Here is a 23,016-nt window from a genome sequence, read left to right as displayed (position 1 = left end):
GGCGACCGTGTGGCAGGACCTTCCTCGCGAACGTCGCACTGGTTCGGCCCAGGCGTCCGAGTCTGGTTGGCTATCGAGGCGGGCGTTGGCCAAGTGGGTTTTGACGTTTTTTCTTTGGTTCCTTTCTTTTTCCAAAAGAAAGGAACACACCCGCCGGGGTGTCTCCCGGCTTCACACCGACAAACAACAAATCCAGCCACACCACCCGCAAGCCACAGACCGCAGAACCGCAGAACCGCAGAACCACCAAACCGCTCACCCAATAATGTGGGAAACGCTCAGCCCCGAAAGGAATGGAGCGACCGTAGGCATTCAGCCTACCTGCCCCGATTCGCAGACCCCGACTCCGTCCCCCCGGCCGAGGGACTGGATACTGCTGCCGGCCCAGCCGTCGCCAAGGCCGGCGACTGCCCGACTCCCGGCTGCTCAGCCCACACCACAGCATCATCCACCGCATACAATTTGCAGGGCTCGCGGCTGTTCTTCTGGCACGCAGCCAGCACCCGCTCGACCGGATCATCCCCTTCCTCGGCCCAGCTCCAGGCGCCGCTGGCCGAAATCGCAAAAGCCTTGGGCGCGGAACGTGCCAGGTATTCGCGGTAAGCCGCGCGGCCGCGGTCGCGCAGGAACGGAATCGCGTTGATGTCGTCCACCGCAGCAAAATCCGTAGGCGCCATTGCCGCTTCCTCGGTGATGGCCACCACCTGCTCGGTCGGCATGCCGATCTTGCGCAGGAAGCGCTCGGTCTCCGGCCACCAGATCTTCACGCCGTCGCGGCTGCCAACCATGCCGTGCGCGTCTTTCTTGAAGCGGCCATAGGCCACCAGCTGCGCATTGGCGCCGTTGCGGGTATAGGCATTGAGGAAGCGGTTGGCAAGCTCGTGGTTGAAGTAGCTGTCATTCTCGCCGTAGAACCACAGGCTGGGATAAGCGGTGCGCTGTCCATAGTCACTGAAGGCCTGCACCAGCGCCGACTGCCACTGGCAGCTGCCGCCATCGGCGCGCAAGCCACCCGAGAAATTGATCAGGCCGCGCACGCCGTCAATCTTGCGCGTGCCGAGTGCCAGCGTGGCCAAGCCACCATATGATTGGCCGGCCACCACGATGCGTCCACTGTCTGCCCACGGCTGGGTTTGCAGGAAATCGATGCTGGCCTGGACGTCGTTCGCCTGCAACTGGCCGTTGCCGCTCATGTTGCAGCCGTAATCCCAGTAGCTGCCCGACGAGCCGGCGAAGCCCCTGCGCATCGGCACCACCACCGCATAGCCGCGCTTGACGAACTCGCGCGACAGATGCAGGAAGCGGTCACGCTTTTGGCGGCGGGTGTCGCCAACGTCCTTGCCGTGGTTCATGATCAGGACCGGAAAGGGACCGTTGCCGTCCGGCTTGAAAATTGTCGTTTGCAGTTCGTCCCGCCCGTCCGCAGTCGGCATCATGAGCACGCGCTCGTTCATGCGCGAGCCGACCGTCGCAGCCGGCGCTGCCCATGTCGGCAGGGACGCGCCAGCAGCGGCCAGCGCAAGGCACGCGCCCGCCGTGAAGCGGGTGACGGACACTGCGGACGGCAGGCAGAGCGAGCGAAGTGCAGATGACATGGAAACCCGCGCTTTGGCGATGAGCAATGTTGCCCATTCTAAAGACGCGGTTTCCCACCCTCAATATTCGTTTCGGCAACTTCGGGAGAAATAAAGCGGGGAACTTTTTGCCGCCGCGCCCTTCGCTCGGGTCGCGACGGCATTGCACTGGCGCTCAGGTAGCGGGTTGGACGGCGCACAGGCTGTGATAGCCGGCATAGGCTATACGGCCCACAATCCAGGCTGCTGTGCCTGCCGCCATGCCGTAGCCCATGATGACCCCCATCTTGTCGGTCTGGCCGTAGTACAGGTAGCCACCGGTCGCCAGCCCCGCGGCCAGGCCCAGGGCTACCGATCCAAGCAGCGACAAGCTGTTCTGGGCGAGATTGCAATTCCCGCGGGCTTGCAGTTCCGGCGCGTCCCTGGTCGATCCGACGGATTCCGGATCGCTGTGCTCGACCCGCACCGATTCCAGCATCGCCTTGGCGGATGATTTTCTATCCCGGGTTTTCGTGCTCGGAGCGACGCTGCTGCTTTCACCTTCACTGCTTTCATTGACCGAGCCGGAGAACGAACGAGTAGAGCGTGAGGGCACGGATATGCGCTCGCTGGATGTTGAACTGGAAGCCATGACAATCCTTGTGTTGTTGGAGGTGCCAGGCATATTGCAAATTGCGGGCCTGCATTGAGCGGTCCTTTAAGCCAGTTTCAAGCCAGTTTCAAGCAAGTTCAAGCCAGTTTTTTGTGCAGTTCGTGCGATGTCCGGATCACGGAATCGTCATCCGAACATCGTTGCGCCACAAGCGAGATTGTTGGTTCAGCAAGTGCAGGAAGCGTGGCAGGCAGGACAGGGCGCTGGCGTCGACGCTGTTCCGTGCTCCGCCGCCAGGCAATCAGGCCGTCTTCTTGGCGAGCCCCAGGTAGGTGTCGATCACCTTGGGATCATTGGCCAGTTGCTCCGCCGGGCCTTCGAGCGCAACGTCGCCGGTCTCCAGTACATAGGCGTAGTCGGCTGCCTGCAATGCGGCCCGCGCGTTCTGCTCGACCAGCAGGATCGCCACGCCGGTTTCCTTCAGGCGCACGATGATGTGGAAGATCTCTTTCACGATCAGCGGCGCAAGTCCCAGGCTGGGTTCGTCCAGCATCAGCAATTTCGGCTTGGCCATCAGCGCCCGGCCGACCGCCAGCATCTGGCGCTCGCCACCTGACAGCGTGCCGGCATCCTGCTTGCGCCTTTCCTTCAGGCGCGGGAACAGGTCGAACACCACGTCCATCTGGTCGGCATAGCCGCTTTCGCGGGCACGATAGCGGCGGTAACTGCCCAGCAGCAGGTTGTCTTCAACCGTCATGCTGGCGAACAGTTCGCGCTTTTCCGGCACCAGCGACATGCCGCGCGCAACCCTTGCCTCGATCGGCACGCCGCTCATGTCCTGGCCCATGAAGGTAACCTGGCCGCGCATGTGGCCGCTGACGGGCATGGCGCCTGCAAGCGCATTCAGCATGGTCGACTTGCCGGCCCCGTTGGGGCCGATCACGGTCACGATCTGACCGGCGCCTACCGTCAGGCTGGCGCCATGCAGCGCTTCCACCTTGCCATAAGAGACGTGCAGGTCGCGTACTTCAAGTATCGGTGTCATTGTCTTTCCTTGTCGCGGCCGGGTCAGTCGATGCCACCCAGGTAGGCTTCCAGCACGGAGGGGTCTTTCTGCACATCTGCCGGCAGGCCTTCAGAAATCTTGGTGCCGAATTCCATCACGACCAGGCGGTCGGTCAGGTTCATCACGAAGTCCATGTCGTGTTCGACCAGCAGCACGCTCATGCCCTCGGCCTTGAGTTTCTTCAGCAGGTCAGCCAGCGCCTGCTTTTCCAGGTAGCGCAGGCCGGCAGCCGGCTCGTCCAGCAGCAGCAGCGTCGGATCGCAGCACAGCGCGCGGGCAATTTCCAGGATCCGCTGCTGGCCGAGCGCCAGGCTGCCGGCTTCTTCGTACAGAAGATTTCCCAGGCCGACCCGCTCCAGCTGCTTCTTCGCTTCGAACAGCAGCGCGTTCTCTTCGTCGCGGTTGGTGCGCAGGATGCTGGTGGCAATGCCGGCGACGTCGCCGTGGGTGCCGCGCAGGTGGCCGCCGATGGCAACGTTTTCCAGCACCGTCATTTGCGGCATCAGTCGCACGTGCTGGAAAGTGCGGGCGATGCCCCGCTTGACGATCTCGCGCGAACTGAGAGCATCGATGCGGCGCAACGCACCGCCGCTGCGGAATGAAACTTCGCCGCGCGTTACCGGCAGCACGCCGGTCACCAGGTTGAACATGGTCGACTTGCCGGCGCCGTTGGGGCCGATCAGGCCCATGATCTCGCCGGCGCGGACCTCGAATTCCATGTCGTTGACCGCCACCAGGCCGCCAAACTCCTTGCGCGCGCGATCCACCTTCAGCACCACTTCGCCCGGGGTATGTTTGGCGCGCATCGGCAGCGCCGGCGCCGAAGCGGGGGCGACGGCGATCGGCTTTTGCGGGAAAAGCTTGCGGATGTAGGGCCAGATGCCGTCCCGCGCCCGTTGCAGCAGCAGCACCATCAGCATGCCGAAAACAATGACTTCAAAGTTGCCGTTGGCGCCCAACAGCTTGGGCAGCACCGACTGCAGTTGGTCCTTCAGCAGTGTCAGCAGGGTCGAACCGAGTATCGCGCCCCAGACGTGGCCGGCGCCGCCGACCACCGCCATGAACAGGTACTCGATGCCGGCGTTGAGACCGAACGGCGTCGGGTTGACTGCGCGCTGCAGGTGGGCATACAGCCAGCCCGAGATGCAGGCCAGCAGGGCGGCCAGCACGAAGGCGACAATCTTCATCCAGGCAGTATTCACGCCCATCGCCTCGGCCATCACGCCGCCGCCCTTGAGCGCGCGGATGGCGCGTCCCGGCCGCGAATTGAGCAGGTTCTGCACGGCCACCACGGCCACCAGCAGCACCACCCAGATCATGTAGTACATCTCGCGGCCGTTATCGAGCGCATGGCCGAACAGGCTGATCGGCGGAATCCCGTTCAGACCGTCGTACTTGCCCAGGAATTCGAGGTTCCCGAACAGGAAGAACAGCGACAGGCCCCAGGCGATGGTGCCAAGCGGCAGGTAGTGGCCGGACAGGCGCATGGTGATGGCGCCGATGAAGAAGGCGGTGGCCAGCGTCAGCAGCAGGCCGACCGCCAGGCCGATCCACGGCGACAGGCCGAAGGCGGTGGTCAGGTAGGCGGTGGCATAGGCGCCCAGGCCGACAAAAGCGGCTTGGCCGAAAGAGGTCAGGCCGGCCACGCCGGTCAGCAGCACCAGCCCGAGGGCGACGATCGAGTACAGGCCGATGTAGTTGGCCAGCGTGATCCAGAACTCGGGCGTGGGCAGCACCGGCAGCAGTCCCGCCAGGACCACGAAAATCAGGAAGAACTTGTTCATTATTCTTCTCCCTCGTCATCGACATGCTTGGACGTCAGCGAGCGCCACAGCAGGACGGGGATGATCAGTGTGAAAACGATGACCTCCTTCAGGGCGCTGGCCCAGAACGAGGAGTAGGACTCCAGCAGGCCCACCAGCAGCGAGCCGGCGGCAGCGATCGGATAGCTGGTCAGGCCGCCGATGATGGCGCCGACGAAGCCCTTCAGGCCGATCAGGAAGCCGCTGTCGTAATAAACGGTGGTGAGCGGCGCGATCAGGACGCCGCACAGCGCGCCCATGGCGGCGGCCAGCGTGAAGGCCAGGCGTCCTGCCTGCGTGGTGCCGATGCCGACCAGCCGCGCGCCCAGGCGATTCACCGCCGTGGCGCGCAGGGCCTTGCCGGAGAGGGTGCGTTCGAAGAAAAAGTAAAGCGCCACGATCAGGGCGGCGGAGACGCCGACAATCACGATGCTCTGGCCGGAAATGGACAGCGCGCCGATATCGATGCGCAGGTCCGAGAACGGGGTGGTGCGCGAACCTTCAGCGCCGAAAATCACCAGTCCCAGGCCGATCAGCGCGAAATGCACGCCCACCGACACGATCAGCAGCACCAGCGTGCTGGCTTCCGCCAGGGGCTGGAACGCCAGCCGGTAGATCATCGGCCCCATTGGCACCACGATCAGCAGCGTCAGCAATACTTGCAGCGGCATCCACAGGGTGGGGGTGCCGAGCCGGGTTGCCAGCAGCCAGATCAGGACTGGCGCCAGCAGGAATTTTGCAGCGGAGATCGACAGCGTGCGCGCCGCGCCCTGGCGCAACTGGGGCGAGCGCAGCGTATGCACTGCCTCGACCACGAACACCGCCACCCCCATTCCGACCAGCAGCGTGGCCGCATGCGGATAACGGTTGGTCTGCATCGCCGCCAGCGTCAGTGCGCCAAAGGCGACAAATTCGCCCTGCGGAATGAAGATCACGCGCGTGACTGAAAAAACCAGTACCAGGGCCAGCGACAGCAACGCGTATATCGCGCCCGTGGTAATGCCATCCTGCGCGAGGATGGCGGCTATTGATAGATCCATGCTTGCTTCCCTGGTGCCCGGGCGCTATCGAAACGGCGCGGCTGGTGCCGCTCGTTCCGGAGTGCTCCGGCTTTGTGCCTGTGTAATTTTCGTAATTGTAGTGGCTGGCGGACCCGCACGGCGCAAACGCGAGGCGTCCCTTCCCGCTGCCGTGCTCCGGCAACGGGAAGGATGGAGTCGCCGGACAGGCTTACGGCTGGTATTTCCAGGCGCCGTTTTCGATTTTCACGATGACACGGGCACGTTGGTCCTGGCCGACGTGGTCGGTCGGGGTCATGTTGAACACGGCGTGCGCGCCAGCCAGGTCCTTGGTGCCTTCAATGCTGTCACGAAGGGCGTTGCGGAAAGCCTGCGATCCGGGCTGCGCTTTCTTGAGTGCCGCGGCCACTGCATTTTGCATGACCAGGCCGGCATCCCAGGCATGGCCGCCGAAAGTGGAAACCGAACCCTTGCCGAATGCAGCTTCGTACTTGCTCACATATTCCAGGGCCGACTTGCGCAACGGATGATCGTTAGGCAACTGGCCTGCGACCAGTACCGGTCCGGCTGGCAGCAGGGTACCTTCCACGTCCTTGCCACCAACGCGCAGGAAGTCGCCATTGGCCACGCCGTGCGTCTGGTAGATCTTGCCGGTGTAGCCGCGTTCTTTCAGGGTTTTTTGCGGCAGCACGGCTGGCGTGCCCGAGGCTGCGATCAGGACTGCATCGGGCTTGGATGCCACGATTTTCAGGACCTGGCCGGTGACCGACGTGTCATTGCGCACGTAGCGTTCGTTGGCGACCAGCTTCACCCCCTTCTGTGCGGCAGCCTTGCTGAACTCGGCATACCATCCCTCGCCGTAGGCATCGGCAAAGCCGATGAATGCCACCGACTTCACGCCGTTCTTGACCATGCTGTCCAGTACGGCCAGCGACATCATGATGTCGTTCTGGGTGGTCTTGAATACCCAGCGGCGCTTGGCGTCAACCGGCTCGACGATCTTGGAGCTGGCGGCCAGCGAGATCATCGGTGTCTGTCCTTCGGCCACCGAGTCGACCATCGCCAGCGATGCGGGGGTGATCGACGAGCCGATGATCAGGTCGACCTTGTCTTCCGAAATCAGCTTCTTCGTGTTCTTGACGGCCTTGGTGGTGTCGGACTCGTCGTCGAGAATGATGTAATTGACCTTCTGTCCGCCGATGGTGGCGGGCAGCAGCGTGACGGTGTTCTTTTCAGGGATGCCCAGCGATGCGGCCGGTCCGGTCAGGGACAGGGTCACACCGATGTTCACATCGGCAAAGGCCGAGGCCGATATGCCGAGCAATGCGGCGGCGATAATCGACTTGCCGAGTACAGTCTTCTTCATTTTACTAATCTCCGATATTGTTAGAATACGACCGGTTTTTCCGGTCCGACGCTCCAGCAGATGCCTCCCTGCTTTACTGCACCGTCACACTTCAACAGCCACACTGCAACATTCACACTTCAAAATCCATCCTCCTTTGCGCAGCTCCCGGACTCAGGTCGACGCCGGCCGGCTGCTGTCCCCGGCCATCCTTGGCGGTGCGGCGCGATCGCCCGAGCCGCGGTGCGGAACCTGCTTCAGCGAAAAGCCCTGGGTGAAACTGGCGCGCACGATCACCACGAATTTCCAGAATGCGCCGCCCGCGACCGCCATGGCGCCGGCCAGCAGCAAGGCCAGATGCTGCATCGACGGCACCATCCAGGCAAACGCGATCAGGGCTGCCGGCGCCACATGGCCGATCATGTGGACCCGCGGCGCAACGCGCTCCAGTACTGCGCGCGCCAGTGGCGGTACGCCATTTGCGCGGGCGCTGCCGACATAGCTGCGCCACAGGAGTCCGGTGATTACCAGCGCGCCCAGTCCGGCACCGAATAGTTGACCCGGCGGCTTGATGCCCGCCAGCGACAACGCGATCATCAGGACGCCCCAGCCTTCCAGTAGACCGCTCGCCACGATAATGCCGGGAATCCGCGGCGCACGCCATACGGGAATACCGCGGGCGCGATGCAGGATCTGCGCCTGGCAGTACAGAAACGCGAACCCCAGCAAGGACACCAGCAGGAACAATTCGCGCCGCGGCGCCAGCAGGGTCGCCAGCACGGCCGGAAAGAACAGCAGCGCGACATACAGTTCACGGGTCATCCAGGAAGTCTGTGGCCGGCTGACCGCGCGCCAGAAGCGCAGCTTGCGCCCGATCTTCAGGAAAACGAAGAACAATCCGGTCGCGATCAGGGCGGCGGCCAGCGCCACCAGCCCGCGCCCGGCATCCTGGGTGATCAGCCCGTTCCCCGCCAGTACCCCGGCGAAGATCGCCAGCCCGGTGCCGGCGCCGCCGAAGATCCAGTTCATCGCGGCACGCCAGTCCCAGAATTTCTGGAACGCCCCCACCAGCGGATTTTGCGGATCGGCCAGCCGCTCCTCTTCATCCGGGTCGGGTTGGGCGCTGGTGTCGCGGCCAGGCACTGCCGGCGTCGTGTACAGGTAGCGGATCTGCGGATTGGTGCCGAGCTCTTCGTTCATCTGCAGGCTGGGCTGCGTGCGCAGCAATTGCGACACGATGCTTTCGTCATCATTGAAATCGCCGAACTTGATCGCCTGCGAGATGCACGATGCGGCGCAAGCGGGCGTCGCCTCCAGGTCGACTCCGGGCACCAGGCCTTTGGCGATGCCGGCATCGATGCGGGTCTGGCAGAAGGTGCACTTCTGCGCGACGCCGGCGCGTTCCGGATGGGCGGTCGCCTGTTCCTGCCGCGTCTGCGCACCGTAATAGCCCTGCGGATCATGCTCGATCGTGCGCGCCTGGTAGGGGCACGAGACCACGCAATAGGCGCAGCCGATGCAGACGTCATAGTCGATCGTGACCAGCCCGTCCTCGCGCTGGCGGGTGGCGCCGGTCGGGCATACCGGCACGCACGGCGGTTCCGCGCAGTGCTGGCAGCCGGTGACCACGAAGAAACGCTCGACGTCGGGAAATTTTCCCTGCTCGACGTCGATCACCTTGCGCCACTGGACTCCCGGCGTGGTGTCATTGGCCTGCTTGCAGGCGATGGTGCAGGTCTGGCAGCCGACACAGCGGTTGAGGTCGACCACCATGCCCCAGCGCGCGATCGGCACCACAGGCCTGGCAGGGTTGGCAGGGTTGGCAGTGCGGGATACCGTGGTCTCGATCATGCCGATGCTCCTTCTTTTGCGCCCAGCAGTTCGCCGGTCGATGCGCGCCGCAGGCGGATGCGCATGATGTCGGCGCTGCTGCCGGTGCCATCGGTCAGCTTCAGCGAGAGATCGGTCAGCGAGTTCAGGCTGGGCAGCTTGAGGTCTTTTGCATACGGCGTTTTCCAGTGCGCGAACTGGCCGATCATCAGCACCGTATCCGGACGGATACCCTCGCGCAGCACGGCCTCGCCTTCGGTCACGCCCGACACCGATTCCATGATGATGCGCTCGCCTTCCTTGATGCCCAGCTGTTTGGCCCGGGTGCGGTTGATGATCACGCCGCGGTGACCGGCGATATTGTTGGCCACCTCGTTGATCATCGGCAGCCCGACATTGGCGCCCCATGCGTATTGCATCGAGCGCGCCGTCAGCGCCCAGAACGGAAATTCGTCGGGGTCGCGGCCATATTCGCGCGCGTACTCGACCCAGATGTCGGGGAAGGACTCCCAGGTTGGCAGCGGTTCGTACTCGGCCAGTTGATGCTCCCACCACTGTATGCCGGCCTCATGCATGCGGTTGGCCAGTTCCCGGCCATGCCGCAGGATGCGTTCCTGGTACGGCATCTCGAAGCGGATGCGCTGGCTTTTCAGGGCAGGGTAGAGGTACCAGTTGAGTTGCGGGAATGGACGCAGCAGGTAGCCGTTTTCCTTGAACCAGTCGAGGTCGCGCACTTCCTCGCCAGCGGTCAGGTTATGGCTGGCGGCCTTGGCGAAGGCATTCCACACTTCATCGCGCGCGGGCGGGCGCGACGTGTCGAGCGAATAGTCGTAGGTGCCGCCGCGGTCGACCAGGCCGACGCCGGCGGCGCCGCGGTTGATCGCCTCCACGTACTTGTCCAGGATGCCGACCCGCTTTGCCAGTTCGGTCGAGATGTCGGTGAAGTCCATGGTGTCGCACGGCGACTCGATCGCCGGCTGGCGCACTGCCCAGCCCTCGTGCTTCCAGAACTGCTGCATCATCTTGGTGCTGCCGATGCGGATGATCTGCAGGCTTTCCAGGTCAAGCGCTTCCGGCAGCAGCACATCGGCAAAGTGATTGGTCTCGTCGTCGGTATAGGCAAAGGCCACGGTGAACGGAAACTCGGTCAGCCGCTCTGCCACTTCCGGCGCGTTCCACGACGAGATCGCCGGATTGCTGCGGTAGCAGAACCAGACGTCCGGCGGCGCCGTGCGCGGCCAGTTGTCGGGCGCTTTTTTCTGGAACAGCCATGGCAAGTGGGCCGGCCCCAGGGCCGGCGACCACGGCGAATCGGACGACAAGGGCACCAGCGTCTTGTACGCATTGCGGATGCTGGGCTGGCGCTGCCATCCATCGCGCGAGGTTTCGTTGAACTGGTAAGTCATCAGCCCGTCCGGGCCGGCTGGCCTGACCGAGCCCACGCGCGAGGTTGCCGGGCGCACCAGCTTGACGGTCGTACCCAGGGTGCCGCCCGGCACTTCCAGCGCGCCGACCAGCACCGCCAGCACGGTCCGGGCCCAGCAGCAGTGATAGCCGCCCCAGCCGTTGTTGACACCCTTGCCCAGCATGACCGCCACCGGGCGGAAGGGCAGGGTGAGCCCTTCGATGTCGATGGTCTCGCCGACACAGGCATGGGCCAGGTATTCGTCGGCCACGCGGCGGATCGACTCGACCGGTATCTCGCACTCGCCGGCCGCCCACTCCGGCGTATAGGTTTTCATGTGATCCAGCATCAACTGGAATGCCGGCCTGCCGGCCACGCTTTCGTGCACGAAGCGTGCTTCGTCGGCGCCATGCTCCACGCCGGCCACCATGTATTCGCCGTCCAGCGCCGGATCGACCAGGTCGTCGGCGTCATGCACCTTGGCGCGGCCGTCTGCCAGGTCCCAGATCAGCGGCTTGCCGCTCGCGGCATCGCGCAGGTACCAGCCGTTCGGTCCGATCAGGTAGGGCGAACTGGTGGTGTTTTTCAGGAAGGGCAGGTCGCACACGTCGCGCCAGTCGCGCTCATGCAGGATGCGGTGGATCAGCCCGAACAGGAATGCGGCATCGGTCTTGGGTTTGATCGGCACCCATTCGGCCGACACCGCGCCGGTGATCGACAGGTGCGGCTCGACCTGCACCCGCTTGGCGCCGCGGACACGGGCATCGGCCTCGCGCCAGATGCCGACCACGCCGGCCGAGGCCTCGACGTTGGCACCGCAATTGATCACGTAATTCACATACGGCACATCCGGCGACACGATGAACGCGCGGTGCCACAGCTCGCCATACAGGTGTTCGGAGTGGTAGCACTTGACGCCCTGGCCGGCGCCATAGCCCTGGTCGATCGCGCCCCAGGCCGCCATGAACGCGGGAAAGGTTCCCATGTACTGCACCGGCGTTCCGCCGCCACCGGTGGTGACCGCCACGCGCGGCACGCCTTCTTCGTTCAACATCCCCTTGGCGCGCGCCTGGATCAAGCGGTCGGCGACGATATCGAGCGCCTCATCCCAGCTGATCGGCACGAATCCCGGATCTTCGTCGCGGCCCTTGCGCGGATTGGTGCGCTTCATCGGCTGCTTGATCCGATTCGGGTTGTACATCTTCTGCACCATGCCGTAGGCCTTGACACAGACTCGCCCGCCGCCCGGATGTTCAGCCTTGATTGCGAAGTTGGATTCGACCCGCTTGGCGACGCCGTCTTCCACCTCGACCGTCAGCAGGTCGGGGCCGGCCACGCACTGGTAGCAGTAAATGGGAACCTTGCGCGAGGTACCCATCATTTCTCTCCCGTTACCGCCTTCAGCCGTTCCTGCTTCTTCGCCAGGCGCGCCGCCTGCTTCACCGTGTCGACCACGAAGCGCACGTGTTTCGCGCGTCCGACCGTGTCCAGCTCGTCCTTGACCTCGACCTCGAATACCAGCCGCGGCAGCGCAATCTCGGCAACCGTGACCGAGATCGTCACCTTCTGGCCGAGCAGGGTCGGCGCCAGGTGGTCGATCTCGACCCGCGCGCCGACTGAATCCTCGCCGCTGTCGTGATGTTCGAGCAGCAGGTCGCGGCAGGCGTATTCGACGTCATGCACCATGGAGGGCGTGGAATATACGCGCAAGCCTTCGCCCATGAAGCCGATGGTCCGCTCCTGGTCGATCAGGACGCTGCAGGTAAAGGTGCTGCCGACTTTCAAGCTGTCTTTCATCATGTCTCCTTGTCATTTTCCAGCCCGTCTTTGCCGGGCCAGGAATGCGGTGATGGGTCTTTGCCTCTTGTCCGTATCAATACGATGAACGCCGGTGTGGCGTCAACCGCTTAATCCGGCTTCCTGTTGTTCGCATCCCAGAAACGTTCGAGATTCGAAATCAGCGCCGGGCTGAAGTGGCAGAACGCCTGCTCCCTGGCATACATGCCCATGTAATTCCGGAACAGGTCGAGCGGCTCGTGCGCGACGCGGAAAGCGCGCCGGTTGCTGCCCGCGCTGACCACGCCGGAACGGTTCAGTCCGTCGATCACCTCGTCGATCGCTTGCGTCATCTGGCCGTCTTCGACGATGGTGTCGCAGATCATGCGGCCGACGTCGCTGTCGCATTCGATCTTGCGCGACATCATGATCGCCTGGCGGGCGATGCGGTCGCCGACGTAGCGCGGCAGCCGCATGTTGGCAGCGCCGGGAACAATGCCTTCCTTCTTCGCCGGCAGCGTCAGGTAGGCGGTTTTTTCCGCCAGGTTGACGTCGGTCACCAGCACATACTGGCAGCCGCCGCCGATGGCAAACGATTCGATCGCCGAAATCCACACCTTCTCGTGGGTATGCCCGAGCACTTCGTCCGGGGAACGGTCCGGCGCGGCAATGCCGCGGAAGATCTTGTTCATGAAGCCCATCTCGCGCTTCAGGTACCAGAGGTAGGAGATGCGGCCGTAATACAGGTTGGTCAGGTTGATGCCGGTGCAATAGACGCGGCGGCCCTGGTATTTGCCGCTCGTGAATTCGGCGCCGCGCAGCACGCCGGCCTGGACCTGCGGGTCGAGCATGCACAGGTCGACCGCGATTTCCTGCATGTCGACCGTGGAGTCATCTTCCGCATTCAGGAAGCGCTCATTGTTCAGGTAGACGAAGCCGGCAGTTCCCTTGCGTTCGACGACCACGGTGCCCAGGTCGACCCGGCCGGTGCGCTTGAACTCTTCCAGGTACTCGAACGAGCGCGGGTTTGGCAGCAGCATTGCGTGGCACAGGTGCAGTCCGCACTCGCGGTTGGCCAGCACATGCGACAGGAAGATGCCCTGGTCGATCTCATGGCCGTCCTTTTTCGACTGATGCAGCGCATTCTCGCGTGCCAGCACATCGGCTCCCGGAACCAGTCCCGGGAACTGGACGGCGGCAGCGCCGACCAGGTCCTCCAGCCGCAACAGCACCGACTTGTCCCTGGTCAGCGCATCGTAGACCGCGGGCAGGTGCCGGCCAAGAAAACGCTCCCTGGCGGCACGGCCGGCATCCAGCAATTGCACCGCTTGCTCTTGCTGGCTTGCATCGCGGTCGGCGCGGGCAGGCAGCTTGTCCAGTTCCTGCGCCAGCACGCGCCAGTAGTCCGCGAACGTGCGGCAGTCGGACTGGAAGTCGGCAGTCGCCGCGGGAACCGATTTCGTTGCATGTGACATGGTTTTCTGCTTTCCTTGATTGATTCGTTATTTCGATTCCGCACCCTGATTCGCGCCGTTGACCTGCGCACGCCAAGAATGCTCCCTCCCTTTCAAGGGGAGGGAACCACCGAAGGAGGCGACGACCGATTCAGGCTCGACCGACAAAAGGCCGACCCGCCACCACTACCCCTCCACATTCCTCTGCGCCATTTCGATCTCCCGCATCCTGAATTTCTGCACCTTCCCGCTCGCAGTCGAAGGAAACTCTTCCACGAAACGGATGTAATAAGGGATCTTGTACGCTGCAATCCGTTTCTTGCATTCGGCCTTGAGCTCCTGCTCGTCCAGCGTAACGCCCGGCATCGGCCTGATCCAGGCGCACAGCTGCTCGCCGTAATAGCTGTCGGGTATGCCGAATACCTGGGCGTCGGCCACGCCGGGCAGGGTGCGCAAGGCCTCCTCGGTTTCGCGCGGGTAGATATTTTCACCGCCGCGAATCACCATCTCTTTCGAGCGGCCGACGATCTGCACGAAGCCGCGCTCGTTCATGATGGCGCGGTCGCCCGTGGTCAGCCAGCCTTCGGCATCGATGGTGTTGCTGGTCGCTTCCGGATTGTTCCAGTAGCCCAGCATGACCAGGTAGCCGCGCACCTGCAGCTCGCCGATCTGGCCCGGCGCCTGCACCTTGCGCTGGTCCGGATCGACCACCCGCACCTCGGTATGGTCGTGCACGCGGCCGACCGATTCCTGCTTGTCGGCCAGCGCATCGTCCGGGAATGTTTGCAGCGAGATCGGCGACGTTTCCGTCAGGCCGTACACCAGCGACATTCCCGTCATGTGCATTTTCTCGACAGTGTCCTTCACCACGCTGGCCGGGCACAGCGATCCGCCCATCAATCCCTTGTCGAGAGACTTCAGCCGCTCGCTGCTGAATTCGGGATGGGTCAGCATGGCGATGAACATGGTCGGCACCGCATAAACGGCGGTGCATCGTTCGGACTCGATCACCTTCATGGTGGTCATCACGTCGAAAGTCTCGCTGGGCATGACCACGGCAGCGCCGCACCAGACCGCGCCCAGCACGCCGATCACCATGCCGAAGCAGTGGAACAGCGGCACCGGCAGGCAGACACGATCGGTTTCCGACAGCCCCAGGCGGCGTGAGATCAGCGCGGCATTGTTGACCAGGCCGTGATGCGACAAGGTCGTTCCCTTGGGCCGTCCGGTGGTGCCGGAGGTGTACTGCAGGTTGGCAGCAGCACGCGGCTGGCATTCGAAGGTCTCGTCGCCCTTGTGTTGCAGTCGCTCATTCCCCAGCCGCAGCAGTTCCAGCCAGGGCATGAAACCATCGTGCTGTACCTCGTCGACCAGGATCAGCTGCGTCAGCTGCGGCGTTTTTGCGCGCACATTCAGCGCGGCCTGCAGGCAATCCTTGCCGCGGTAGCGCGATGCCATTGCCAGCGCCTTGCAGCCCGAATCCTCCATCACATACTGCAACTCGCCCTCGAGATAGGCAGGATTGACGTTGACCAGGATGGCGCCGATCTTTGCCGCCGCAAACTGGACCACGATCCACTCTGCACGGTTTGCGCTCCAGATGCCGACCCTGTCACCCGGGGCGATGCCGATCGCGAGCAGGCCGGCGGCCACGGTTTGCGCTTGCCGCACCAGTTCGGCATAGCTGAGCTTTTTCTGCTGTGCCGGGCTGACGATTGCATCGCTCTCGGGAAACCGGCTGGCTGCCCTGAGCAGCAATTCCCATGAGCCCAGTTCCAGCAACGGCCAGTCGGTCGCACCCACCGACCATGCTGCCTGCGGATCGGGCATGACCGGGATGCCCTGGTGAAGTCTGGCTGAGGAATCCATGCTGTGTCTCCTTGAATCTCCACGCATTTTTATAGTCATTCAGTCTGCTGCAGCAATCATCGCGAGTCGACATCGCGAGTCGACATCGCGAGTCGACATCGAGAATCGTCAAGCGGACGATTCTCGTGCCTGCGGCGTCGCGGCGCAAGACATCCATCTTCAGTCCGAGCGGGTCGACGCCGAATTACGCGGCATGAAACTGATCGGCTTGAACACCGGCTCGCCGGTGGTCACCGTCGGGCTCGGCGTTTCGCCTTCCGACAGTGCCCGCAGGCGCTCGGCGCGCACCTGGCTGGTGACTTGCGCTGCATCCTTCTGGCCAATCTCTGCCGCCAGCGCCAGTATCGTGCGCAGGTTGCGGTGGCCGCGCTCGCTGGTTTCGCCGTAACCCTTGACCACATTGCCCGCCAGCGCTACTTCATAAGCCAGCTGTCCGGGCACGGCCAGGCTGCGGCGCACGCATGCCAGCCAGTCGCTGATTGCTTCCTGTTCGAGCGCGAAGCGCCAGGTGCGCGGACGCAAGGGCCGCAGCGAGCGCAGCAGGCACAGCATCGAGAACCCCAGCACCGTGTCGCTGCGCAGGTGGATGCCGACGCTCAACTGGTGGGCGCGATGCTTGTAGCGCGATTGCAGCATGCCGGCCAGCGAGCGCGGCAGTATCGAGCACACTTCGTCCAGGCCCGGCTTCAGGAATTCGGTGACCCGCATTGGCTCCGACGGTGCGGCGCCGACTTCGTCCCGGACCCGCTGCAGGCGCTGCGCGCGCGACTTCAGGTCGGCCACGCGGATCACGTCTTCATAGCTCATCCACAAGGCCAGGTAGCGCGCGGTTTCCTTCGTCACGGCGATCTTGTCCACGCCCTCGGCTGCCGGCACCTCATGCACGGTGCGCACCCGCTCCAGGTAGGTCTGCGCATAGGCGGCATTCTGGTAGTCGATCAGCTGGGCCACGCCGGCCCGCAGGATGGCGTGCAATGGCTCCGGATAGCCGTCGATGATGGTATCGAAGGATGCCGGCGCACGGCTCGATGCGGGAGCAGGGACACTGGTGGCAGCGGCTGGCTGCGGTTTGCCTGACGAGGTCGCTTCGAAGCCGGCCTGGAATCCGTTCAGGCTGGCCTTCACCGATTTGCCGGACTGGCGGATGGCATCTTCGCAGGCTTCGCGCGACAGCGGCAGCACGCCGGTGCCGAACATGGCGCCGAACAGCACTGAATTGATGACCGTTCCCTGCTGCTGGGCAATCTGGCGCATGTCGAACAGGTGGACTTTTTTCGCCAGCTTGCTGGCGACGTCAATCACCGTCTGGCCGTTGTACCGGCCGTCGCCCGGCACCACTTTTTCGGCAACCGCATATTCGCGGTGGGTCGAGGCGACGATGGTGGTGCGTTCCGGATGCGTGAATCCGGATTGCAGCACCCGTCCCGCCTCCATCAATTCGGTCGCCGCCACCAGGTCGACCCGTCCGGGCGAGGGCGTCAGCGCGAATACCGGTGCAACGCCGTCCAGTTCGCTGCGCCTGACCGGCAGGAATTCGACGTAATAATTGGTGGCGCCGGTGCGCTGGGCAACGCCCGGCACCGAGGTCGACTGGACGGGAAACTCCATGGCCGTCGCTGCGGTTACGATCCAGTCGGACAGCACGCCGCCGCCCTCGCCGCCGAGCGCGGCGACCAGGATGCTGAACGGTTTGGTTTGTGTGGTCATGTCGATATCCGGGAAAAAACGTTCAGGCGAGGGTTCAGGCAACCGCGCGAGGAGCGCCGGCCATCCAGCCGATGATGGTGGACCGTACCCGGTGCTTGAGGCGGTCGAGCCAGCTCGGGTTGCGGATGATCTCGGCCTTGTAGAACGACGGGCAGAGGGTGGCGGCATGGGCGTTCTCGCCGCACAGTCCGCAGCCCACGCAGCCGTTGTTCACGCTTGCCACCGGGTCGGTGCGCAGCGCGCTCGGGTTGGGCTTGATGGTGAGCGAGGGGCAGCCCGAGATACGGATGCAGGAATGGTCGCCGGTGCAAACGTCGCTGTCGATGCCGAAGCGGGTCGTCACCACCCGCTCCTTGCGCGCCAGCATCTGCGCAATCATCGGGCGGATGCGGCGCTGGCGTTCCAGCTGGCATTCGCCGTCGGCAATCACCACTTTCAGGCCGGGCGTGGAAGTGGTCATCGCGTCCGACAGCGCTTCCAGCATCTTGCCGACTTTATAGCTCGGCACGGTCTTCACCCATTTCACGCCTACGCCCTTGAGCGTGGTCTCGATGTCGAGCACCTGCTCCTTGCTGGCGGGCTGCGAGGGCGAGGAGGGGATGATCTGGGTGCCGGTGGCCGAGGTGTAGCCATTCTTCATGATCACCAGCACCGAATCATGCTGGTTGTAGACCGCATTGACCACGCCCGAGGTCAGGCCGCCATGCCAGAAGCCGCCGTCGCCCATGATGCTGATCACGCGCCGGTCCATCAGGTGGCCGATGCCGGATGAGCTGGCCAGTCCCAGTCCGTAGCCCAGCACCGTGCTGCCGACCTGGAACGGCGCCAGCGCGCCGAAGGTATGGCAGCCGATGTCGGCGCTGACGTGGATGGGACCGAAGCGGCGCTGCGTCATTTTCAGCGCGGCAAACACCGGCCGCTCGGGGCAGCCGACGCAGAATCCCGGCGGACGCACCGGCACCGGCGAACCGAGGGTTTCCACCGCCCGCGATTTGGCCGAGGTCAGGTCCAGCGCCCGCTCGACCACGGCGCCCGACTGCAAGTTGCGCGGCGTGGCGGCGTCGATGAAGGCCGACAGGCCCTTCAGGATCACTTCGCCGGTATATTCGCCGGCGATCGGGAATGCGCCCTTGCCATGCACTGCGGTTTGCAGATCGGCGCGGCGCAGGATCGATTCCAGCGCTTCCTCGATGTGGTTGGGCTGGCCTTCCTCGACCATCAGCACGGCGCGCTTGCCGCTGCAGAAGTTCGACAACTCGTCCGGCACCAGCGGATACACCACATTCAGCACCAGGATCGGGATCCGGCTCTTGCCAAAGGCGTCGGCCAGTCCCAGTTGCTGCATGGAGCCGATCAGGCCGTTGTACAGGCCACCGCAGACGACGATGCCGACGTCCTCGCAATCGCCGTCAAAATGTTCGTTCAGATGGTTGTCGCGCACGAAGTTGACGGCGGCCGGCCAACGCTGGTCGATCTTGTGCTTTTCCTGCGCGTAGGTCGCGGGCGGCAGGTTGATGCTCATCGGATCGAAGCGTGCCTTCGGCAGCCGGTTGCGCATCGAATACAGCGGCGCCTTGTTGTCCTTGGCGACAAAGGTGCCGTGCACATGGCAGGCGCGTATGCGCAACTGCATCATGACCGGCGTATTGCTGGCCTCCGACAGTTCGAAGCCTTTCTCGACGGCGGCGGCGATGGAAGCCAGGTTGGGGCGCGGATCGAGCAGCCACATCTGCGATTTCATCGCGAATGAATGGGTGCGTTCCTGGATGATGCTGGAGCCTTCGCCGTAATCCTCGCCGAGAATGATCATGGCGCCGCCGACCACCCCGGTCGACGACAGGTTGGACAGCGCATCGGATGCGACGTTGGTGCCGACCGTCGACTTCCACGTCACCGCGCCGCGGATCGGATAATTGATCGACGCCCCCAGCATGGCCGCGGCGCCGGCTTCCGAGGCGCTGTTCTCGAAATAGATGCCGAGGTCTTCCAGCAACTCGTGGGCATCGCCCAATACGTCGATCAGATGCGAGATCGGCGCTCCCTGGTAGCCGCCGACATAGCTGACGCCGGACTGCAGCAATGCCTTGGTGACGCCGAGGATTCCCTCGCCGTGGAACAGTTCGCCCTCGCCGAGGGAGAGTTTTTCCACTTCTTGCGCAAATGATCGTTCCATATCGTTCTGTCTCCTGCCTGTGGGCACATCCCGCGGCAATCGGCTATGGGTCGGTTGACCAGGCCAGGCCGCGGGGAAACTCGACAATGTCACGACTGGGGAGGGGCATTCCGGCGGCGCGATCGCGCTGCCGGCGCCCGGCCATGCAAGCTGGCCGGACAAATCCCTGTCTCCTGTGGGGTTTCATTGTTTTTGCTGATTCTATTGATGTCTGCAGAATTTTCACAGCCAATAAAGTATCTATCGCGTATAGATATCATCTATAGTTCAGGAAAGTGATCCAGGAGCATGCCAACCATGGTGCCAGTCAAGCAGTCATCCAGTGTGTTACCCAAGATCGACGCCACATCTTTCGACCTCAACCTGGTGCGGCTGGTGGTCGCGGTATTCGAGACCGGCAGCGTGTCCAGGGCGGCGGCGCGGCTGGGCATTACCCAGCCGTCGATCAGCTACGGGCTGGGCCGCCTGCGGCGCGCCGTGGGCGACCCCTTGTTCGTGCGCAGCGCCAGCGTGATGACGCCGACCCCGATGGCCGAGCAGCTGTACCGGCAATTCCGCGAGGCGCTGACCGCAGTCGAATCGGCGATCGAAGCGACCGGCAGCTTCGATTCGCGCACCTCGCGCCGGACCTTCCGGATCGCCATGTCGGACGTGGGCGCGATTTGCCTGGTGCCGCCGCTGCTGGAGCACCTGCGCCTGACCGCGCCGGAAGTGACGCTGGAGGTCGTGCAGGTGCCGGTCAAGGACCTGATGGACGAGATGGCGCGCGGCAAGCTCGACGTGGCAGTGGGCAACCTGCCGGTGCTGCATGCCTCGGCGCGCAGCGAAGTGCTGTTTCCCGAGCGCTATGTCTGCCTGCTGTCGTCCAGCCATCCGCGGATCAAGGGCGCGCTCTCCAGCGAGCAATTCCTGGAAGAGCGGCACGTCGTGGTCGCCTCGCCGTTTTCCATCCACCAGAACGTCGAGGAGGCGCTCGCTGAACGCGGCGTGCGCCGCAAGGCCGCAGTGCGCATTCCCCACTTCACCATCCTGCCGGCGATCATTGCCCGCAGCGAGTTGCTGGTGACCTTGCCGTCCGCGCTGGGCGAGATTTTCCAGGCCGGGTTTGCCGGCCTGCGCTGCGTCGACTTGCCGGTGCCGCTGCCCCGCTTCGAGATCCGCCTGCTATGGCATGCCCGCCAGCAGTCCAACCCGGCCCATGTCTGGTTGCGCAGCGTGATCATGAAGGCATTGAGCAAATCCGAACTCGGCGCAAGGGCAAGCCAGTAAATTTCAATCGGATGCCGTCCGGAACAGGCCACAGCCCGCTGCGGTTTGCTATTCTTGTGGCATTGACTTGCCGGGCAGGTTTCGTGGTGCCGCACCGGCGGGCAAAATATAGAATACAAAATATAAAGGGCGCAGGGAACTGACAGCCCCAGGAGACGACATGACCGCCCGCGTGCCCCAGCCCCAGGATCTGGAACCCATCGAACGCGCCAGCCGCGACGAACTGCAGGCCCTGCAGTTGCAGCGGCTGAAATGGTCGCTCAGCCATGCCTACGACAATGTCGCGCACTACCGCAAAAGCTTCGACGAAGCCGGGGTCCATCCTTCCGACCTGAAATCCCTGTCCGACCTGGCGCGGTTTCCGCTGTGCGGCAAGAAGGACCTGCGCGACAACTACCCGTTCGGCATGTTCGCGGTGCCGCGCGAAAAGGTGTTGCGGATACACGCATCGAGCGGCACCACCGGCAAGCCGACGGTGGTCGGCTACACGAAGAACGACATCGACACCTGGGCCGACCTGGTGGCGCGTTCGATCCGCGCATCCGGCGGGCGGCCGGGCGACATGATCCATGTCGCCTATGGCTACGGGCTGTTCACCGGCGGGCTGGGCGCACACTATGGCGCCGAGCGGCTGGGCTGCACCGTGATACCGATGTCCGGCGGCCAGACCGAAAAGCAGATCCAGCTGATCGAAGACTTCCGGCCCGACATCATCATGGTCACGCCGTCCTACATGCTGACCCTGATCGAGGGCATGCAGCGCATGGGAATCGACCCGGCCTCGACCTCGCTCAAGATCGGCATTTTCGGCGCCGAGCCATGGACCGAGGCCATGCGCGCCGAGATCGAGCAGCGTGCCGGGCTCGACGCGGTCGACATCTACGGACTGTCCGAAGTGATGGGCCCGGGCGTGGCCAACGAGTGCATCGAGAGCAAGGACGGACCGGTCATCTGGGAGGACCATTTCTATCCCGAGATCATTGATCCGGACACTGGCGAAGTGCTGCCCGACGGCGAGGAAGGCGAACTGGTCTTCACATCGCTATCGAAGGAAGCGCTGCCCATCATCCGTTACCGCACCCGCGACCTGACGCGGCTGTTGCCGCCGACCTCGCGTTCCATGCGGCGCATGGCCAAGATTACCGGCCGTTCGGACGACATGCTGATCATCCGCGGCGTCAACATGTTCCCGACCCAGGTCGAGGAGCTGATCGTCCGGCATGGCCAGCTGGCGCCGCAATACCAGCTGGTGGTCACGCGCGAAGCGCACCTGGACCAGGTCGAGGTGCTGGTCGAATTGCGGCCCGAACTTTCGTTGACCGGCAGCGGGGCGATTGCACGCCAGCTGGAACATGAGATCAAGACGTATATCGGCGTGACGACCACGGTCAGTGTGCTGGCGCCGGACAGTATCGAGCGTACTTTGACTGGCAAGGCGCGGCGGGTGGTTGATAGGCGGCAGAAATAGTCACCGTGTTTTCGGGGCTTTCGGTTTTTGGTTTGTCGGTTATTGGCTTGCGGGTCGTGTGGCTGGGTTTGATGGTTGTCGGTGTGAAGCCGGGAGACACCCCGGCGGGTGTGTTCCTTTCTTTTGGAAAAAGAAAGGAACCAAAGAAAAAACGTCAAAACCCACTTGGCCAACGCCCGCCTCGATAGCCAACCAGACTCGGATGTCTGGGCTAATCCAGTGCCGCGTTCGCGAGAGATGATCCCTCGGCTGTACGCCGCTTACCTAATCAGCCAACCCCATGAAGTGTCTTATACCGATGCCCAGCGCACCGTTGACTCTTAATTGTTTTCGAAGCTTCAAATTGGCGATTGGGGTGGAATGGTTCGGGTCGATCGAACGATGACGCAATGATCAACCGCATTTGGATTAGCTCGCCCAATCAACCGATCACCCGATCACCCGATCACCAGATCATCAGATCATCAGATCATCAGATCCGTCATCAGGTCGGCAGGTCGTCAGCTCATCAGGTCGTCAGCTCATCAGGTCGTCAGGTCATCCGATCGTCAGGTCAATCGCCGATCGTCAATCGTCGATCAGCTCCACGGTGTTTCAATCGTTGTCCGTAGCGATACGTTTTTGACGTACCTCCCGTATACGACGCCCCGAAATCTGATGGGATGGC

At 63.5% G+C, this 23,016-nt stretch carries 15 protein-coding genes; 2 read left to right on the top strand and 13 right to left on the bottom strand.

Going from position 1 to position 23,016, the window contains the following annotated elements; translation table 11 throughout:
• Positions 1 to 317: 317 nt before the first annotated feature.
• From FVE66_RS14605 to FVE66_RS14545, 13 genes are all read right to left on the bottom strand, one after another.
• Complete coding sequence (locus FVE66_RS14605) at positions 318 to 1,595, bottom strand: alpha/beta hydrolase family protein (RefSeq protein WP_241673231.1); 1,278 nt, start codon at positions 1,593 to 1,595, stop codon at positions 318 to 320.
• A 154-nt stretch (positions 1,596 to 1,749) separates the two neighbouring features.
• Positions 1,750 to 2,205 carry a hypothetical protein gene (locus tag FVE66_RS14600; RefSeq protein WP_151448190.1) on the bottom strand — a complete coding sequence of 152 codons (456 nt, stop codon included), beginning with the start codon at positions 2,203 to 2,205 and terminating at the stop codon, positions 1,750 to 1,752.
• 262 nt (positions 2,206 to 2,467) lie between these two features.
• Positions 2,468 to 3,211 (bottom strand): ABC transporter ATP-binding protein, encoded by a 744-nt coding sequence (locus FVE66_RS14595; protein WP_151448189.1) that lies wholly within the window; start codon positions 3,209 to 3,211, stop codon positions 2,468 to 2,470.
• 23 nt (positions 3,212 to 3,234) lie between these two features.
• The gene (locus tag FVE66_RS14590) at positions 3,235 to 5,016 is read right to left on the bottom strand and encodes a branched-chain amino acid ABC transporter ATP-binding protein/permease (RefSeq protein WP_151448188.1); all 1,782 of its coding nucleotides are present in this window, start codon (positions 5,014 to 5,016) and stop codon (positions 3,235 to 3,237) included.
• Positions 5,016 to 6,074: a branched-chain amino acid ABC transporter permease gene (locus FVE66_RS14585; RefSeq protein ID WP_151448187.1), complete on the bottom strand. Its 1,059-nt coding sequence runs from the start codon at positions 6,072 to 6,074 to the stop codon at positions 5,016 to 5,018. Before FVE66_RS14585 ends, FVE66_RS14590 begins: the two co-directional genes overlap by 1 nt.
• A 190-nt stretch (positions 6,075 to 6,264) precedes the next feature.
• Positions 6,265 to 7,419, bottom strand: a complete 1,155-nt coding sequence (locus FVE66_RS14580; RefSeq protein WP_151448186.1) for an ABC transporter substrate-binding protein — start codon at positions 7,417 to 7,419, stop codon at positions 6,265 to 6,267.
• A gap of 153 nt (positions 7,420 to 7,572) precedes the next feature.
• Positions 7,573 to 9,249 carry a 4Fe-4S dicluster domain-containing protein gene (locus FVE66_RS20195; protein WP_161993283.1) on the bottom strand — a complete coding sequence of 559 codons (1,677 nt, stop codon included), beginning with the start codon at positions 9,247 to 9,249 and terminating at the stop codon, positions 7,573 to 7,575.
• Complete coding sequence (locus FVE66_RS14570; RefSeq protein ID WP_206668772.1) at positions 9,246 to 12,014, bottom strand: molybdopterin-dependent oxidoreductase; 2,769 nt, start codon at positions 12,012 to 12,014, stop codon at positions 9,246 to 9,248. The genes FVE66_RS20195 and FVE66_RS14570 overlap by 4 nt, the downstream gene beginning before the upstream one ends.
• Entirely contained in the window at positions 12,011 to 12,430 is a 420-nt protein-coding gene (locus FVE66_RS14565) for a thioesterase family protein (RefSeq protein ID WP_151448504.1), read from the bottom strand. Before FVE66_RS14565 ends, FVE66_RS14570 begins: the two co-directional genes overlap by 4 nt.
• 110 nt (positions 12,431 to 12,540) lie before the next feature.
• Positions 12,541 to 13,884 (bottom strand): enoyl-CoA hydratase/isomerase family protein, encoded by a 1,344-nt coding sequence (locus FVE66_RS14560; RefSeq protein WP_151448185.1) that lies wholly within the window; start codon positions 13,882 to 13,884, stop codon positions 12,541 to 12,543.
• A 165-nt stretch (positions 13,885 to 14,049) separates the two neighbouring features.
• Positions 14,050 to 15,732, bottom strand: coding sequence for an AMP-binding protein (locus tag FVE66_RS14555; RefSeq protein ID WP_161993282.1), 1,683 nt, complete (start codon positions 15,730 to 15,732; stop codon positions 14,050 to 14,052).
• A gap of 159 nt (positions 15,733 to 15,891) precedes the next feature.
• Positions 15,892 to 17,439 (bottom strand): indolepyruvate oxidoreductase subunit beta family protein, encoded by a 1,548-nt coding sequence (locus tag FVE66_RS14550; protein ID WP_151448183.1) that lies wholly within the window; start codon positions 17,437 to 17,439, stop codon positions 15,892 to 15,894.
• Positions 17,440 to 17,473: 34 nt separating this feature from the next.
• Positions 17,474 to 19,612, bottom strand: coding sequence for a thiamine pyrophosphate-dependent enzyme (locus FVE66_RS14545; RefSeq protein WP_151448182.1), 2,139 nt, complete (start codon positions 19,610 to 19,612; stop codon positions 17,474 to 17,476).
• Positions 19,613 to 19,900: 288 nt separating this feature from the next.
• Between FVE66_RS14545 and FVE66_RS14540 the strand changes: the two genes are divergently transcribed.
• Both FVE66_RS14540 and paaK read left to right on the top strand, forming a co-directional pair.
• On the top strand, positions 19,901 to 20,881 hold the full coding sequence (locus FVE66_RS14540) for a LysR family transcriptional regulator (RefSeq protein WP_151448181.1): 981 nt from the start codon (positions 19,901 to 19,903) through the stop codon (positions 20,879 to 20,881).
• 160 nt (positions 20,882 to 21,041) lie between these two features.
• Entirely contained in the window at positions 21,042 to 22,349 is a 1,308-nt protein-coding gene (paaK, locus tag FVE66_RS14535; protein ID WP_151448180.1) for a phenylacetate--CoA ligase PaaK, read from the top strand.
• The last annotated feature ends 667 nt before the right edge of the window (positions 22,350 to 23,016 follow it).

The sequence above is a fragment of the Lacisediminimonas profundi genome (assembly GCF_008831265.1).
In the GTDB taxonomy this organism is placed as follows: domain Bacteria; phylum Pseudomonadota; class Gammaproteobacteria; order Burkholderiales; family Burkholderiaceae_D; genus Lacisediminimonas; species Lacisediminimonas profundi.
Note: the sequence above shows the minus strand (reverse complement) of the source record. Positions and strands in the feature narration are given on the sequence as shown.

Coding starts and splice junctions, on each gene's coding strand:
- FVE66_RS14605 (WP_241673231.1), bottom strand. CDS start 1,595: ATGTCATCTGCACTTCGCTCGCTCTGCCTGCCGTCCGCAGTGTCCGTC.
- FVE66_RS14600 (WP_151448190.1), bottom strand. CDS start 2,205: ATGGCTTCCAGTTCAACATCCAGCGAGCGCATATCCGTGCCCTCACGC.
- FVE66_RS14595 (WP_151448189.1), bottom strand. CDS start 3,211: ATGACACCGATACTTGAAGTACGCGACCTGCACGTCTCTTATGGCAAG.
- FVE66_RS14590 (WP_151448188.1), bottom strand. CDS start 5,016: ATGAACAAGTTCTTCCTGATTTTCGTGGTCCTGGCGGGACTGCTGCCG.
- FVE66_RS14585 (WP_151448187.1), bottom strand. CDS start 6,074: ATGGATCTATCAATAGCCGCCATCCTCGCGCAGGATGGCATTACCACG.
- FVE66_RS14580 (WP_151448186.1), bottom strand. CDS start 7,419: ATGAAGAAGACTGTACTCGGCAAGTCGATTATCGCCGCCGCATTGCTC.
- FVE66_RS20195 (WP_161993283.1), bottom strand. CDS start 9,249: ATGATCGAGACCACGGTATCCCGCACTGCCAACCCTGCCAACCCTGCC.
- FVE66_RS14570 (WP_206668772.1), bottom strand. CDS start 12,014: ATGATGGGTACCTCGCGCAAGGTTCCCATTTACTGCTACCAGTGCGTG.
- FVE66_RS14565 (WP_151448504.1), bottom strand. CDS start 12,430: ATGAAAGACAGCTTGAAAGTCGGCAGCACCTTTACCTGCAGCGTCCTG.
- FVE66_RS14560 (WP_151448185.1), bottom strand. CDS start 13,884: ATGTCACATGCAACGAAATCGGTTCCCGCGGCGACTGCCGACTTCCAG.
- FVE66_RS14555 (WP_161993282.1), bottom strand. CDS start 15,732: ATGGATTCCTCAGCCAGACTTCACCAGGGCATCCCGGTCATGCCCGAT.
- FVE66_RS14550 (WP_151448183.1), bottom strand. CDS start 17,439: ATGACCACACAAACCAAACCGTTCAGCATCCTGGTCGCCGCGCTCGGC.
- FVE66_RS14545 (WP_151448182.1), bottom strand. CDS start 19,612: ATGGAACGATCATTTGCGCAAGAAGTGGAAAAACTCTCCCTCGGCGAG.
- FVE66_RS14540 (WP_151448181.1), top strand. CDS start 19,901: ATGCCAACCATGGTGCCAGTCAAGCAGTCATCCAGTGTGTTACCCAAG.
- paaK (WP_151448180.1), top strand. CDS start 21,042: ATGACCGCCCGCGTGCCCCAGCCCCAGGATCTGGAACCCATCGAACGC.